The 12847-nt window shown below is 66.9% G+C and carries 11 protein-coding genes; 5 read left to right on the top strand and 6 right to left on the bottom strand.

Annotation, left to right across the window (positions count from 1 at the left end; genetic code table 11):
• Window positions 1-28: 28 nt before the first annotated feature.
• Window positions 29-2083: an excinuclease ABC subunit UvrB gene (gene uvrB / locus CP556_RS08210; RefSeq protein WP_098725170.1), complete on the bottom strand. Its 2055-nt coding sequence runs from the start codon at window positions 2081-2083 to the stop codon at window positions 29-31.
• A 220-nt stretch (window positions 2084-2303) separates the two neighbouring features.
• On the opposite strand from uvrB, the gene CP556_RS08205 reads away from it, so the two are divergent.
• The gene (locus CP556_RS08205) at window positions 2304-2573 is read left to right on the top strand and encodes a DUF7553 family protein (RefSeq protein WP_098727329.1); all 270 of its coding nucleotides are present in this window, start codon (window positions 2304-2306) and stop codon (window positions 2571-2573) included.
• 56 nt (window positions 2574-2629) lie between these two features.
• On the opposite strand, the gene CP556_RS08200 is transcribed toward CP556_RS08205, so the two are convergent.
• The 4 genes from CP556_RS08200 to CP556_RS08190 form a co-directional block, all read right to left on the bottom strand.
• Window positions 2630-2839 (bottom strand): hypothetical protein, encoded by a 210-nt coding sequence (locus CP556_RS08200; RefSeq protein WP_098725169.1) that lies wholly within the window; start codon window positions 2837-2839, stop codon window positions 2630-2632.
• Between the two features lie 333 nt (window positions 2840-3172).
• Complete coding sequence (locus CP556_RS08195; protein WP_098725168.1) at window positions 3173-4303, bottom strand: ORC1-type DNA replication protein; 1131 nt, start codon at window positions 4301-4303, stop codon at window positions 3173-3175.
• 60 nt (window positions 4304-4363) lie between these two features.
• Complete coding sequence (locus CP556_RS25235; RefSeq protein ID WP_141551646.1) at window positions 4364-4531, bottom strand: DUF1059 domain-containing protein; 168 nt, start codon at window positions 4529-4531, stop codon at window positions 4364-4366.
• Window positions 4532-4643: 112 nt separating this feature from the next.
• Complete coding sequence (locus CP556_RS08190; protein ID WP_098725167.1) at window positions 4644-6791, bottom strand: MutS-related protein; 2148 nt, start codon at window positions 6789-6791, stop codon at window positions 4644-4646.
• An 80-nt stretch (window positions 6792-6871) separates the two neighbouring features.
• Between CP556_RS08190 and CP556_RS08185 the strand changes: the two genes are divergently transcribed.
• From CP556_RS08185 to CP556_RS08175, 3 genes are all read left to right on the top strand, one after another.
• Window positions 6872-8476, top strand: a complete 1605-nt coding sequence (locus tag CP556_RS08185; protein ID WP_098725166.1) for a SagB/ThcOx family dehydrogenase — start codon at window positions 6872-6874, stop codon at window positions 8474-8476.
• 251 nt (window positions 8477-8727) lie between these two features.
• Entirely contained in the window at window positions 8728-9687 is a 960-nt protein-coding gene (locus CP556_RS08180; RefSeq protein ID WP_098725165.1) for a DUF368 domain-containing protein, read from the top strand.
• A 333-nt stretch (window positions 9688-10020) separates the two neighbouring features.
• A complete protein-coding gene (locus tag CP556_RS08175; RefSeq protein WP_098725164.1) occupies window positions 10021-11196 on the top strand; it encodes a hypothetical protein in 1176 nt (391 codons plus the stop codon).
• On the opposite strand, the gene CP556_RS08170 is transcribed toward CP556_RS08175, so the two are convergent.
• The gene (locus CP556_RS08170; protein ID WP_098725163.1) at window positions 11193-11762 is read right to left on the bottom strand and encodes a DUF6789 family protein; all 570 of its coding nucleotides are present in this window, start codon (window positions 11760-11762) and stop codon (window positions 11193-11195) included. The two genes, CP556_RS08175 and CP556_RS08170, sit on opposite strands and share 4 nt — an antisense overlap.
• Before the next feature lie 181 nt (window positions 11763-11943).
• Between CP556_RS08170 and larE the strand changes: the two genes are divergently transcribed.
• Window positions 11944-12798 (top strand): ATP-dependent sacrificial sulfur transferase LarE, encoded by an 855-nt coding sequence (gene larE, locus CP556_RS08165; protein ID WP_098727328.1) that lies wholly within the window; start codon window positions 11944-11946, stop codon window positions 12796-12798.
• Window positions 12799-12847 lie beyond the last annotated feature (49 nt).

Below are 12847 nucleotides of genomic sequence, written 5' to 3'. Positions count from 1 at the left end.
CGCTCTGATTGGCGCAGACGGAATCCAGCTAGAACTCCTCGGTCGGCGGCGCGATCCCCTCGTCGCTGCCCTCGAGTTCGAACTCCTCCCGGACCTCCCGAATCCGATCGCGAATATCGGCCGCTAGCTCGAACTCGAGATTCCCCGCCGCGTCCTGCATCCGCTCCTCGAGTTCGTCGACGTACCGCGCCGCGTCGTCTTCGCTCTCGATCTCCCGGCCGGAGACCTCGCTGGTGTCGGTCTTGCTGCCGGGCAGGTTGGTTTCGCTGACCTCCTTTTCGATCGTCGTGGGCTCGAGGCCGTGTTCCTCGTTGTACTCCTGTTGGATCTCGCGGCGGCGCTGGGTTTCCTCGATCGCGGACTCCATGGCGTTCGAGGGCTCGTCCGCGTAGAGGACGACCTCGCCGTTGACGTTCCGGGCCGCCCGGCCCATCGTCTGGACGAGCGTCGTCTCGCTCCGAAGGAACCCCGCCTGGTCCGCATCGAGAATGGCCACTAGCGAGACCTCGGGGATGTCCAGCCCCTCCCGCAGGAGGTTGATCCCGACGAGCACGTCGATCTCACCCAATCGCAGCGAGCGGATGATCTCGTGGCGCTCGAGCGTGTCAGTCTCGTCGTGCATGTAGGCCACGTCGACGCCCGCCTCCTCGAGGTACTCGGTGAGGTCCTCGGCCATCCGTTTGGTCAGCGTCGTCACGAGCGTGCGCTCCTCGCGCTCGATACGCTCGTCGATGCGGTCCATGAGGTCGTCGACCTGCCCCGTCGCGTCGGAAACCTCGATCGCCGGGTCGACGAGGTGGGTCGGCCGAACGATCTGTTCGACGATCTGCTCGCTCTCCTCGCGCTCGTAGTCGCTCGGTGTGGCGCTCACGTAGAGCGTTTGATCGGTTTTCTCCTCGAACTCCTCGAAGGTGAGCGGCCGGTTGTCGTATGCCGTCGGTAGCCGAAAGCCGTTCTCGACCAGCGAGTCCTTCCGGGACTTGTCGCCGGCGAACTGGCCGCGAATCTGCGGGAGGGTGACGTGGGACTCGTCGACCACGGTCAGGAAGTCGTCCGGGAAGTAGTCGAGCAGGGTGTACGGCGCTTCGCCGGACTCCCGATCGGAGAGGTAGACCGAGTAGTTCTCGATCCCCGAACAGTAGCCCGTCTCCTGCATCATCTCGAGGTCGAAGGACGTCCGCTCCTCGATGCGCTGGGCGGCGATCATGTCGCCTTTGCGTTCGAAGTAGGAAATGCGCGAATCCAGATCGTCGCGGATCTCGTCCATCGCGTCCTCGAGCGTGGTCTCGGGAATCGAGTAGTGCTCCGCGGGGTGGACGAGCACCGCTTGCTGGTCGCCCTGGGTTTTCCCCTCGAGCGGGTCGACCTTGACCATGCGGTCGATCTCGTCGCCCCAGAGCTCGACCCGAACGGCGTACCGGCCGTACATCGGGTAGATCTCGACGGTGTCGCCCCGCACCCGGAACGTGCCCTGCGTGAAGTCGACGTCGTTGCGCTCGTAGTTCAGATCCACCAGGCGTTTGAGGAGTTCGTCGCGGCCGATCTCCTCGCCGACCTCGAGTCGCAGGGACATGTCGATGTAGTTGCGCGGGTCACCGAGGCCGTAGATCGCGGAGACACTCGCGACAACGATGACGTCCTCGCGGGTCAGCAGCGACCGCGTGGCGGAGTGGCGCAGGCGGTCGATCTCGTCGTTGACCGAGGCGTCCTTGTCGATGTAGGTGTCGCTCTGCTCGACGTAGGCCTCGGGCTGGTAGTAGTCGTAGTAGGAGACGAAGTACTCGACGGCGTTGTCCGGGAAGAGATTGCGAAACTCCTCGTAGAGCTGGGCCGCCAGCGTCTTGTTGTGGGCGATCACCAGCGTCGGTTTCTGGATCTCTTCGGCGACCCACGAGACGGTGTTCGTTTTCCCGGACCCGGTCACGCCGAGCAGGGTCTGTTTGTCCATTCCGGACCGAAACCCGTCGACTAACTGCTCGATCGCGTCGGGCTGATCACCCGCGGGCTCGAAGGGAGCGTCGACCCGAAACGGGTGATCGACGTTCGGCCGGTCCGGCTGGAGGGGACCTTGCGCGTCACTCATTATCGGAGTCAGGGGCTCGAGCCACTTGACGCGCTCGCATCTGTGAGAGCAGCGGTGAGAACTTCGCTCGAGTATTCGTGCCGACGATCTCGAGCGACTCGGAACTGAAAGAGCGGACTTCGAACGGGACCCCGTCCGCAGCCGAACAGCGCTCCGACTGCAGCCGAACGTGGCCACTGCTCGCCCAACCGTTATGCATCGGCTCGTGCTGAATTCGGACATGACCGACCAACTCCAGCAGGCCCGCGACGACCTCGAGGAGGCCGCAAAGTCGGCGGACAGCGACGACGTCCGCGAGAACATCCGCGAAACGACGGACGCGTTCGCCGACTACGTGACGAGCGATACCGCGCCCGATCACGCCGTCCTCGATGAACGGCTCAATACGCTTCGCCAGGCCCGCGAGCAGGCGGACGGCAATACGGAAGACAAGCTCGAGTCGGCCATCGAGACGACCGAAGACTATCGCGAGACGCTCTATCAGGCCTGAGAACGGACCAAACGGGCGAAATCGACGAGCGAACCCGACGAACGAAACCGCGGCGGTCAGTATTCTCCCGGCGTTCGATCCCCGACGTCGACGTCCGCGTCCGTCTCCGCGAGCAACTCCTCGGAGAATTGGCGACCTGACTCGCCCTCGGTGCGGTGCCGGCTCAGATTTCTTGGCAACTGTGCGGTCAGATCCTCGGCCTCGTCCTCGATCGATCGAGTCAATGAGAGCGCCGGAGATCCGGTCTCGAGGATCGAGCGTCGCACCTCACTAGAGTAGTGGACTCACCGGTAGCGTCTCGTCCGGCGGCGCCTCGTCGAAGAAGCCGCCGACGCCGGCGATTTCGGAACAGCGTCTGATCCAGTCCGCGGTCGATCGCCTCGCGGGGGATCAGGGTTCCGACGAAGCCGTCCGAGCCGTAACGCAGAAGCATCAGACGAATCTGATGGTCTACGGCCCCGGCGGCTACAAGTTCACCGACTTCCTGCGAGGCGGCGGGCCGCTACAGCTCCTCCTGGCAGTGGTCACGACGGGCGGCATCGCGCTGCTCTGGGGCATCTAAAACGAGCGGTCGTTTCGGCGTCCGCGTCCGGGCGAGATCACTCGAGCCGGTCGAGTACCGCCTCTTTTTCGTAGGAGAGCGTGAGCGACCGCGAGCGGCCGCGCCCGTCGACGTCCGCGTAGTCGGCGTCGATCAGGCCGAGCTGGTCGAGTTTGTTGACGATTTCGGAGTAGCGCGTGTAGCCGAGGTCGGTCCGCTCGTGAAAGACCTCGTAGACCTCGCCGGCCTGGTCGCCGTCGCGGTCGGCGATGACCTCAAGCAGCGCCCGTTCGGTGTCGGTCAGTCCCGACAGCGAGCGCGAGAGATTGATGTACTTCGACTTCTCGTAGGCGTTCTCGACGTCCTGTCGCTCGACGGTTCGGCTGGCCCGCATCTCGGCGTTGAGTCCGGCCCGTCGCAGCAGATCGATCCCGACCCGGAGATCGCCGCTCTCGGCGGTGAGTTCCGCGACGTACTCGAGGGTGTCCCGGGCGATGACGCCGTCGTTGAAGCCCCGTTCGACACGCTCCTCGAGGATGTCGACGATCTCGGGCTGGTCGTAGACCGGGAAGTAGACGTCCTCCGGGCGGAAGACGCTCTGCACGCGGGAGTCGAGTTCGTCGATGACGTCCAGGGCGGGGTCGGAGGAGACGACGACGACGCCGATCTTCGCCCCGGGATACTCCTCGTGGGCCCGCAGCAGGGAGTAGAGCGCGTCGGAGGCCTCGTTTTCGTAAAAGAGGTAGTTGATGTCGTCCAGGGCGACGACGAGCACCTTGTCCTCCTCGACGAGCTTCTCGGCGATCTGGCCGAACAGCTTCTTGAAGGAGATGCCCGACGAGGGCGGTTCGTAGTCGAACGTGCCCTCGAAGAGTCGGGAGAACACCGAGTAGCGGGTCGCGTTGACCTGACAGTTGACTCGGATCGTGCGGACCTCGCTCGTCTGGGCCCCCACCTCGTCGAACAGCTTCTGGATCGCCGTCGTCTTTCCCGTCCCGGGCGGTCCCCGAACGACGACGTTCAGCGGCCGCGACCCCCGCACCGCGGGGCGCAGCGCGTACGTCAGGCTCTGGGTCTGGCCCTCGCGGTGCTTGAACGTCTCGGGGACGTAGTCGATCTCGAAGACGTGCTCGTTCTTGAACACGGATTCGTCCCACGACAACATCCCCTCTTCGGGGTCGTCTGCCATCACTTTCACCACGCTGTCGAAGCTACTTAGATGTTTGCCGAATTCTCGGCTCGAGCGGCGTCAGGCCGCCTCGATTCGCTCGAGCCAGCGATCGAGATCCGCCGGGGGAATTCGGTCGCGATGTGCGACGCGGGCGTGGGCTCGCGCGAGTCGTGCGGCCTCGTGATCGGCGTCACAGCGGAGTTCGAAAGAACACCCATCCCTGGGACACTGGAACTGGTATGGCATAGTGTAGCACAGTCGGCCGGCAGTGGTAGATATTATACTTGCATACCCCGGTGCAACGCGGCGACTGGTGTCGGTTGCGACCAGTCCGGCCACCGGGAAGCACGGACGGAGACTACTCGAACTTCTCGAGGAGTCGATCGTAGAACACGGGTGCCGGGTCGCCCTCGCTGTCTGCGGGCGCGCCGCCGTTGGTCGCGACCGCGTCGTCCCGGGCCTCGCCGGCGAGTTTCTCGACGATTAGCTCCGGCGTCGACCGTGCCAGATGGTCCTTGACCGGCGAGCGGTTGACCTCGAGTGCCCCGTCCACGAGCCCGACGGCTTCGATGCCGTCGACGGTCACGTCGTAGTCGGCCATCTCGCGGATCTCGCCGGCCAGATGAGAGACGAAGACGGCCGTCGCGCCGTTTGCCGAGAGGGCCTCCAGAATCCCGGCGATGATCTTCGCCGACGCCCCGGGTTCGGTGATGCTCTCGAGTTCGTCGACTAACACGAGCGAGCCCTCGCCGCCCTGTGCGAGATCCGCGAACTCCCGGACGGTGGATTCGAACGCACCCGCGTCCAGCGTCCCCTGGGTCTTGGCGTGGTAGTGCAGATCGTCGAACCGCCGCAAGCGAACGCGCTCGGCGGGAACGGGGAGCCCCATGTGGGCCAGCACGACGACGCTCGCGACCAGATCCAGCGTGGAGGTCTTCCCGCCGCTGTTGACCCCCGAGAGGAGCGCCACGCCCGAGACCTCGTAATCGACGGGATCGATCGACTCGAGCGGCTCGTCGAGCAGGGGCGAGCGGCCGCCCTCGATCGCGAAGCCGACCTCGGCAACGCTTTTGCTCGCGGTTTCACCGTCGTCTCGCGGCGGTTCGGAAGCCGCTCGACTGTCCGCGGAACTTCGTTCCGCGCTACTCGCTTCCGAGGCGCGTAGCGCCTCGCTATCAGCAAATTCGGGCATCACGCACTCGTACTCCTCGGCGAAGCGGGCGATCGCGAGTTCGACGTCTAGCTCGAGGGCGTCCCGGACGAGCTGACGGGCACCGTCGCGCTGGTCGGCGAGATCGGCCGCGAGCTCGCGCTTCAGTTTGCCCGCGCGGCGGTCCTTGGCCGCCGTCAGCTCCTCGCGTAACCGACCGATGACGTCCTCGTCGCGCTCGACCGGAAACGTGGGTTCGTCGCTGAACGCGCGGCGCGCTATTTCGGCTTCGCCCTGATCGAGATCGAGCGCGTCGACGAGGTGGTCTCGGGCCGCCTCGACCGCCGCGGCGTACTCGTCCGCAAGTTCCCGCGAGAGGAGAGAGTCGACGCCGGCCCCGCGTTCGACCAGCGAGAGCAGGTCCGAGCCCTCGATCGTCACGTCCTGTTCGCGGATCGCCTCCCGAAGGTGGTCGTTTGCGACGCTCTCGGCCGCGCTCGCCGCCGCATCGAGATCGTCGACCGCCGTCGTCAGCCGGTCAAGTTCGTCGTCGCCCGCGACCGTGCCGTCCTCGGCCAGCCGCGAGAGGCCGTCCTCGAGGGCCGAGAGATCGCAGGGCGGCTCGAGGTCGGCGGCCCGATGGACCGCGACGGCCGCCTGCAGGCGGTCCCGATTGCGCGCGAAGAAGGCCAGCGGCCGCTCGGGGACGACTTCAGCCGGGTTCTCGAGGGCGTCGGGACGGACCTGCACGTCGCCCTCGAGCGTGACGCCGGCGAAGGACTCGTCGAGGGCGATCACCGTCGCGTATCCGCGAGCGAGTTCGGCCAGTCCCTGTGCGTCCTCGACGATCTCGACGGAGAGCTCCGGGATCGCCTCGCGCGCCTCGCTGTAGCGCTCGGCGTCGGTCGTCGCCAGACAGCGCTCGCGGACCCGCACGTCGCCCGGCTCTCGAAGGGGTTGGACCCCCTCGAGCGCGTCGAGCACCGCGGGGTCAGGGTCGCATTCGAGCGCCTCGCGGGAGAACTCCTGGACCTCCGCGATGCGCGAGCGCCGCGGGCTCGGATAGATCGTCTCGAGTCGCCGGGCGGCGTAGTCCGTGACCGTGCGCTCCTCGAGCAGGCCGAGGAGCTCTCGATAGACCTCGCGGGCGCGATCGGTCGCGAGGAACCCGCCGGGATCGTCGTGCTCGAGTCGGATCGCACCGCGCGCGATGCGGGCGGCCCGCCCCTGGGAGATCCCCGGGGCGGTCGCGATCGCTTCCACGTCGCCCGCCCGGAGCGCGCGCTCGGGATCGTCGAGCGCGGACAGCGCTCGGGCGGTCTTCTCGCCGACGCCCGGAATCGACTCGAGGTCCATGTTCTCGAGCGGTGTAACAAACCGGAGCGAGGAAAAAGTTCCTGCCCGGGTTTTTCCGCGCCGGCGTGGTAGCTCGGCGCATGCCAACCGGGGCGATCGACTACCACGAGCGGACGAAACACTCGCCCGAAAGCGTTCGCGAGGGCGGTCGCGGCCTGAACTTCGACAACAAACCGCGGCCGTACAAGGAGTACATCGACCTGCCCTCGAAAGCGCTCGCCGACCGAATTCGCCCGCCCCAACAACCCGCGCTCGCGGCAATCGCGGAGCCAACACCCGACGGCGATCCGACTCGAGCGCGCCAGCCGGACCTCGAGACGGTCACGAACCTGTGCTACTACGCAGCCGGCATCACGAAGCGGATCGAGAGGCGCGGTCGCACCCTCCGCTTTCGCGCCGCGGCGACGACCGGTGCGCTCTACCACGTCGACCTGTACGTCGTCTGCGGCGAGCTCGGGGGTGACGACGGCGACGACGAGACCGGTGAACCGGGACGCGAACTCGAGGCCGGCGTCTACCACTTCGATCCCCGGACGCTGTCGCTCGACGTGCTCCGCGAGGGGGACTACCGCGGCGTGCTCGCGAGCGCCAGCGAGCACGCGGGCGTCGCCGACGCGCCGCTGTCGATCGTCGCGACCTCGACGTGGTGGCGAAACGCCTGGAAGTACGGGGACCGAACGTTTCGCCACGCGTTCTGGGACTCCGGGACGCACCTCGCGAACCTGCTGGCGGTCGCCCATGCGCTCGACTACCGCGCCGAGGTCGTCACCGGCTTCGCGGATCGTCCCGTCGCGGACCTGCTCGGACTCGAGCCCGAACGCGAAGCGCCACTCGAGATCGTGCCGATCGGTTCGGGAAACACCGATTCCGAGTCCGATTTCGCCGCCGGTTCCGACGCCAATTCCGGTTCGGCTGACATCGACCCGATCGATCCCGACACCGAACCGCTCTCGCCGAACGAGCGGGCGTTCCCGCTGATCCACGAGGCGTGGTCGGCTGGCACTCTCGAGAGCGGCGGCGCGGCCGACTCCTGGCGGTCCGGGCGGCCGGTGGGACCGATCGGTATCCGCGAACCCGGTGACGGCGAACGGGTTGCACTCGAGCCGGTCGATCACGAGACGGCCTCGAGCCGGCCGCTCCACGAGACGATCCGTCGCCGCGGCTCCTGTCGCGAGTACGAGCGCAAGCCGATCAGTTTCCGGAAGCTATCGACCGTGCTCGACCGGGCCGTTCGCGGGGTGGCGATGGACAGCCGTCTCGCGGACGACCCGCCGCTCTCCTTCGTCGATCCCTATCTCATCGTCAACGGCGTCGACGGCCTCGCATCGGGCAGCTACTGCTACCATCCGGCTCGAGGCGAACTCGAGCGGCTGCAGGCCGGCGACTTTCGCAGCGAGGCGGGCCACCTCGCGCTGGATCAGCGGTTGGCCGCCGACGCCGCGGTCTGCGTCTACTTCCTGTCCGACCTCGAGGAGATCGTCGACGCGCTCGGCGATCGCGGCTACCGGGTGGCACAGCTCGAGGCGTCGCTGACGGCCGGCCGACTGTATCTGGGGACGTACGCCCATCGCGATCTCGGCGGGACCGGGCTGACGTTCTACGACGACATCGTCTCGGACTTCTTCGCCCCCCGCGCCGCGGGACAGACGCCGATGTTCCTGTACACGATTGGACGGCCGGCCTGAAACCGCGGTTCGCCGAGCCGGACGGCGACGATGGCCAGGGACGGAGACGAGGATGGGGGACTGAGACAAGGATGGAAGACGGTAAACGAGGACGGGGAGCACGCGCTGACGAGGTTGTCGCACTTTTATACGGACGCGCGTCGCCCCATCGACCATGCAGGCGAAACGGCGGCTCGGTCGCTCGGGCTCGAAACGGTGGCATCGAACGCTGTCCAGCCGCGACGCCGACCGGCGACGCCAGGAACGAACACATGGAGTATGAACGAACCGACGTCGTCGTCGACCGACTCGAGTTGCTTCGGGCCTACGGCTACGGGCTCTGCATGGGGACGGCCGACGCCCTCCCCGGCGTCTCCGGCGGCACCGTCGCGCTCCTGCTGGGCTTCTACGGCCGGCTGATCGCCGCCGTCACGGCGTTTACGCCTCGCCGAGCCATCGCCATCCTCCGGGGGTACCGTCCCGAGCGGCGCGAGCGGGCGCGCGAGGCGCTGCTCGAACTGGATTTCGGATTCCTGCTCCCGCTGGGCGTCGGCATGGCCACCGCGGTGGTGCTGATCGCCGACCTCGTCTCGACACTCGCGGAGTCCAACCCGGTCGCGATGTTCGGCTTCTTCACCGGGTTGATCGCCGCCTCGGCGATCACGCTCGGCCGGAGTCTGACGTTCACGACGCCCGTTCACGCAGGGACCGCGGCCGCGGGTGCCGGGCTCGCGTTACTGGTCGCCGCCGACCTCGTCACGCTCCCGGGAGGCGGTCCGGTCGTGATCCTCGTCGCCGGCGCGATCGCCGTCAGCGCGATGATCCTGCCGGGAATCTCCGGTTCGCTCATCCTAATACTGCTCGGCCAGTACATCTTCCTCTCCGACGAACTGAGTGCGTTCGTCCGCGCCATCGGCGACCTGCTCGGCGATGGCTCGCTCGCCGACGTCATCGATCCGGGAACGACCGTCGTGCTGTTCCTCGCTGGCGGCGTCGTCGGCCTCGTTACCATCGCCCGCGTCGTGCGTATCGCGCTGGCCCGCAACCGCGAGTTGACCCTCGTCTTCCTGGTCAGCCTCATCGCCGGCTCGGTTCCGGCCCCGCTGCACAACATCGCCGAAACGCACGCATGGACCACCGAAACGATCGCGCTGACGGCCGCTTGGGCCGCCCTCGGCGCGATCGCGCTGTTCGCGCTCGAGTATCTCGTCGGTGGGTTCGATCCGGAGTGAGCGCTCGGGTCCCCGTACCGAGGAGCTGATCGGATTCAGTCGCCGAAATCGGCCTCCTCGAAGTGCTCGTTCGCGAGGTCGCCGATCAGCTCCGTTATCTCTTTTCTGTTTGTCGTCGTCGAGGTCCTCCCGGTCGAATCGGACTCACACCGGCGGGAGCGACGGCCCGATGAAATACGGGTGGCGGCTGCAGGGCACGGTCACTTCCACGAATCGATCCAATCGGACCGACACCGACGACGAGTACCGGTTTTCCAGCCGGCAGACCGAGCCGAATGACGTCGTCGCGGATCGCACTGCAACCCGACCGACGAGAGCGAAGGACCCTCGAGCATGCAAACGAGTATCGAAGTCGAGTACTGGGTCGTCGATAGCGACGGCGATCTCACCGAACCGGGGCCGCTCGCGGACGTATCGACGCGGACCGAACGAGCGTCCGTCGAGCCGCTACTCGCGGTGAAAACGCCGTCCTGCGAGTCGATCTCGGAACTCCGGACGGCGCTCGCGAAGGAACTCGAGGGAGTCCTCTCGCGGGCGTCGACGCTGGACAAGCGCCTCGTCCCCTTCGCCACGCCGATCAACGGCGACGTGACCGATCGGCGTACAGATGGGCAAGAGCGTATCCGGACGGCAGTGATCGGCGAACGCGTCGACTGCGCGAAATACTGTGCCGGCGCGGGGATCCACATCGAGCAGCGAAACGTCACCGACCAGCTTAACACCCTCCTCGCCCTCGATCCGGCGCTCGCGCTGGTCAACTCGTCGCCGTACGTTCGAGGCGACCGGATTGCCAACGGGGCCCGTTCCCGCTGCCACCGAACGGAGAACGGCGAGGCGTTCCCGAAACGCGGCCGGCGCTGGCGCTACGTCGAGACCGTCGGAGAGTGGTATCGGTGGCTCGAGCGCCGCTACGAGGGGTTCAGAGACGCGGCCGTCTCGGCGGGTGTCGACGCGGCGACGGTCGAGGAGTCCGTCTCGCCCGACGACGTAGGCTGGACGCCCGTGCGACTGCACGAGTCGATGTCCACGATCGAATGGCGCTCGCCCGACGCCGCCCTGCCGAGTCAGTTACTTCGGCTGGTCGACGACCTCGAGACGATGCTGGACCGGCTCCACCGCACCACCGTTCGAATCGACGGAGTGAACGAGGGAGCGGCTGGTAACTGGACGAGCGACGATGGCGACGGCTGGACGAGCGACGACGGAATCGGGTACCGGTACGGCGGTCCGACCGCTCGACCCGGCCACATCACGGGCGATGGAATCACCCTCCCCGCGTTCGAAACCGTCAGTGAACTCACCGAGTCAGCGATCCGCGACGGCATCGAGTCGCCGGCCGTCGCGAACTATCTCGAGCGGATGGGGTTCTCTGTCGGCGACTATCATCCGATCTCGACGCGGATCGACGGCCGCCAGTACGTGACCCGGGCCGACGCCCGAGACCTGCGCCTCGAGTACGCGAGTCGATTCGAGGAAGACGTCGACAAGCTGAGCGGGACCGACGGTTAGTTGCCGTTATCGTACTCGTACTCCCGTTCCGGATCCTCTACGCCCTCGGTTCGGGAGCCGACCCAGGCCCCGAGCGAAAGGCCATAAACGAGGTGGCCGGCGTGAAAGAGCGCGAGTTCGTCGGCCTCGAGACGGATATCGAGCAGTTCCTGTAACACGACCTGTGTACCGAAGGCCGACAGGGCCATGCCGTAGACCGAGCCCCAGACGAGTCCGCGCTGTTCGGGCTCGATCGATCGGCCGGCGTCGTACAGGGAGAACAGCACGCCGAAGACGGCGCCGGAGCTGACGCCGTAGAGGAGGTGCAGGGCGAGGCCGGGGATCGTGTGATCATCGGGATCGCCGCCGGCGACGTACTGCGACCAGAAGTTCGCCGACGGCGGCAGCGATCGCAAGAGCGGGAGGCGAAAGGCGGTCATGATCAGCGTCGCAACGAACCCGCCCTGGATCCCGCGGGCCACCGCGTCGGCGACGTGTTCTTCGCGCGAGTGCTCGTCGATGTCGCTGGTGTGCCCTTCCGTCTCGGCGAGTGAGCGCAACCGTTGCAGGTGGTCGGAGACAGCCATAGTGGTCTCGATAGTCGTGGTACCACGGACACGACCTTAACCGTCCGGCGCGCTGATGACTGCAACGGGCCGCGCGACGCACCCGAAACGGCTCGTCCTCGCGACCGCCGGCGTCCGACGGAAGCGATATCCGCGACCTGACGACAACGCGCTTTTGCCCGTTCGGTCCGAACGACGGGCAATGACTTCGGTCGAGGCGAAACTCGAGGCCGCCCGCACCGACCTCGCAGGCCGAAACGGGGTTCTCGTGGCCTTCTCAGGCGGAGTCGACTCGAGCGTGGTGGCCGCGCTCGCCCACGACGCGCTCGGCGAGGACGCCGTCGCCTGCACCGCGAAGAGCGAGACGCTTCCTGCGGCCGAACTCGAGGACGCCAAACGGGTCGCACGCGAGATCGGCATCCGCCACGAAATCGTCTCCTTCTCCGAACTCGAGAGCGACGCGTTCGTCGCGAACGACGACGACCGCTGCTATCACTGTCGGACGATGCGACTCGGCGAGATGCTCGAGACCGCCCGCGACCTCGAGGTCGGAACGGTCTGTGACGGCACGAACGCGGACGATCCGGGCGCGGGCCACCGACCCGGACTGCAGGCGGTGGAGGAACTCGACGTGCATTCACCGCTGTTGGCCCACGACATCGCGAAGGACGAGGTCCGCGAGATCGCCGACCGCTACGATCTGTCGGTCGCCGACAAACCCTCGATGGCCTGTCTCTCCTCGCGGATTCCGACCGGCCTCGACGTCACCGACGACCGACTCGCACGGATCGAGCAGGCCGAGGCGCTGCTCCGCCAGTGGGGGTTCGACCAGTTCCGCGTCCGCGACCACGACGGCCTCGCCCGCATCGAGGTCGCACCCGACGAACTCGAGCGCGCCCTGGAACGCGAGTTCGTCGAGACGGTCCGCAAAGCGCTGTCGACGCTCGGCTTCGATCACGTCACGCTCGATCTCCACGGCTATCGGACGGGGAGCGTGAGTCCCGAGGCCGAAGACGAAGCGTTAGTCACCGAGGCAGGCCCCTCGAGCGACGACTAACAACGAACTTTTGCTCTGCGTGCGGTCGCTTCGCGACCGCACTCGGCAA

Source organism: Natrinema sp. CBA1119 (assembly GCF_002572525.1).
Classification (GTDB): domain Archaea; phylum Halobacteriota; class Halobacteria; order Halobacteriales; family Natrialbaceae; genus Natrinema.
Note: the sequence above shows the minus strand (reverse complement) of the source record. Positions and strands in the feature narration are given on the sequence as shown.

Bases quoted from the DNA above. Each gene is read 5' to 3' on its own strand.
- uvrB (WP_098725170.1), bottom strand. From the start codon at position 2,083: ATGAGTGACGCGCAAGGTCCCCTCCAGCCGGACCGGCCGAACGTCGAT.
- CP556_RS08205 (WP_098727329.1), top strand. From the start codon at position 2,304: ATGACCGACCAACTCCAGCAGGCCCGCGACGACCTCGAGGAGGCCGCA.
- CP556_RS08195 (WP_098725168.1), bottom strand. From the start codon at position 4,303: ATGGCAGACGACCCCGAAGAGGGGATGTTGTCGTGGGACGAATCCGTG.
- CP556_RS25235 (WP_141551646.1), bottom strand. From the start codon at position 4,531: ATGCCATACCAGTTCCAGTGTCCCAGGGATGGGTGTTCTTTCGAACTC.
- CP556_RS08190 (WP_098725167.1), bottom strand. From the start codon at position 6,791: ATGGACCTCGAGTCGATTCCGGGCGTCGGCGAGAAGACCGCCCGAGCG.
- CP556_RS08185 (WP_098725166.1), top strand. From the start codon at position 6,872: ATGCCAACCGGGGCGATCGACTACCACGAGCGGACGAAACACTCGCCC.
- CP556_RS08180 (WP_098725165.1), top strand. From the start codon at position 8,728: ATGGAGTATGAACGAACCGACGTCGTCGTCGACCGACTCGAGTTGCTT.
- CP556_RS08175 (WP_098725164.1), top strand. From the start codon at position 10,021: ATGCAAACGAGTATCGAAGTCGAGTACTGGGTCGTCGATAGCGACGGC.
- CP556_RS08170 (WP_098725163.1), bottom strand. From the start codon at position 11,762: ATGGCTGTCTCCGACCACCTGCAACGGTTGCGCTCACTCGCCGAGACG.
- larE (WP_098727328.1), top strand. From the start codon at position 11,944: ATGACTTCGGTCGAGGCGAAACTCGAGGCCGCCCGCACCGACCTCGCA.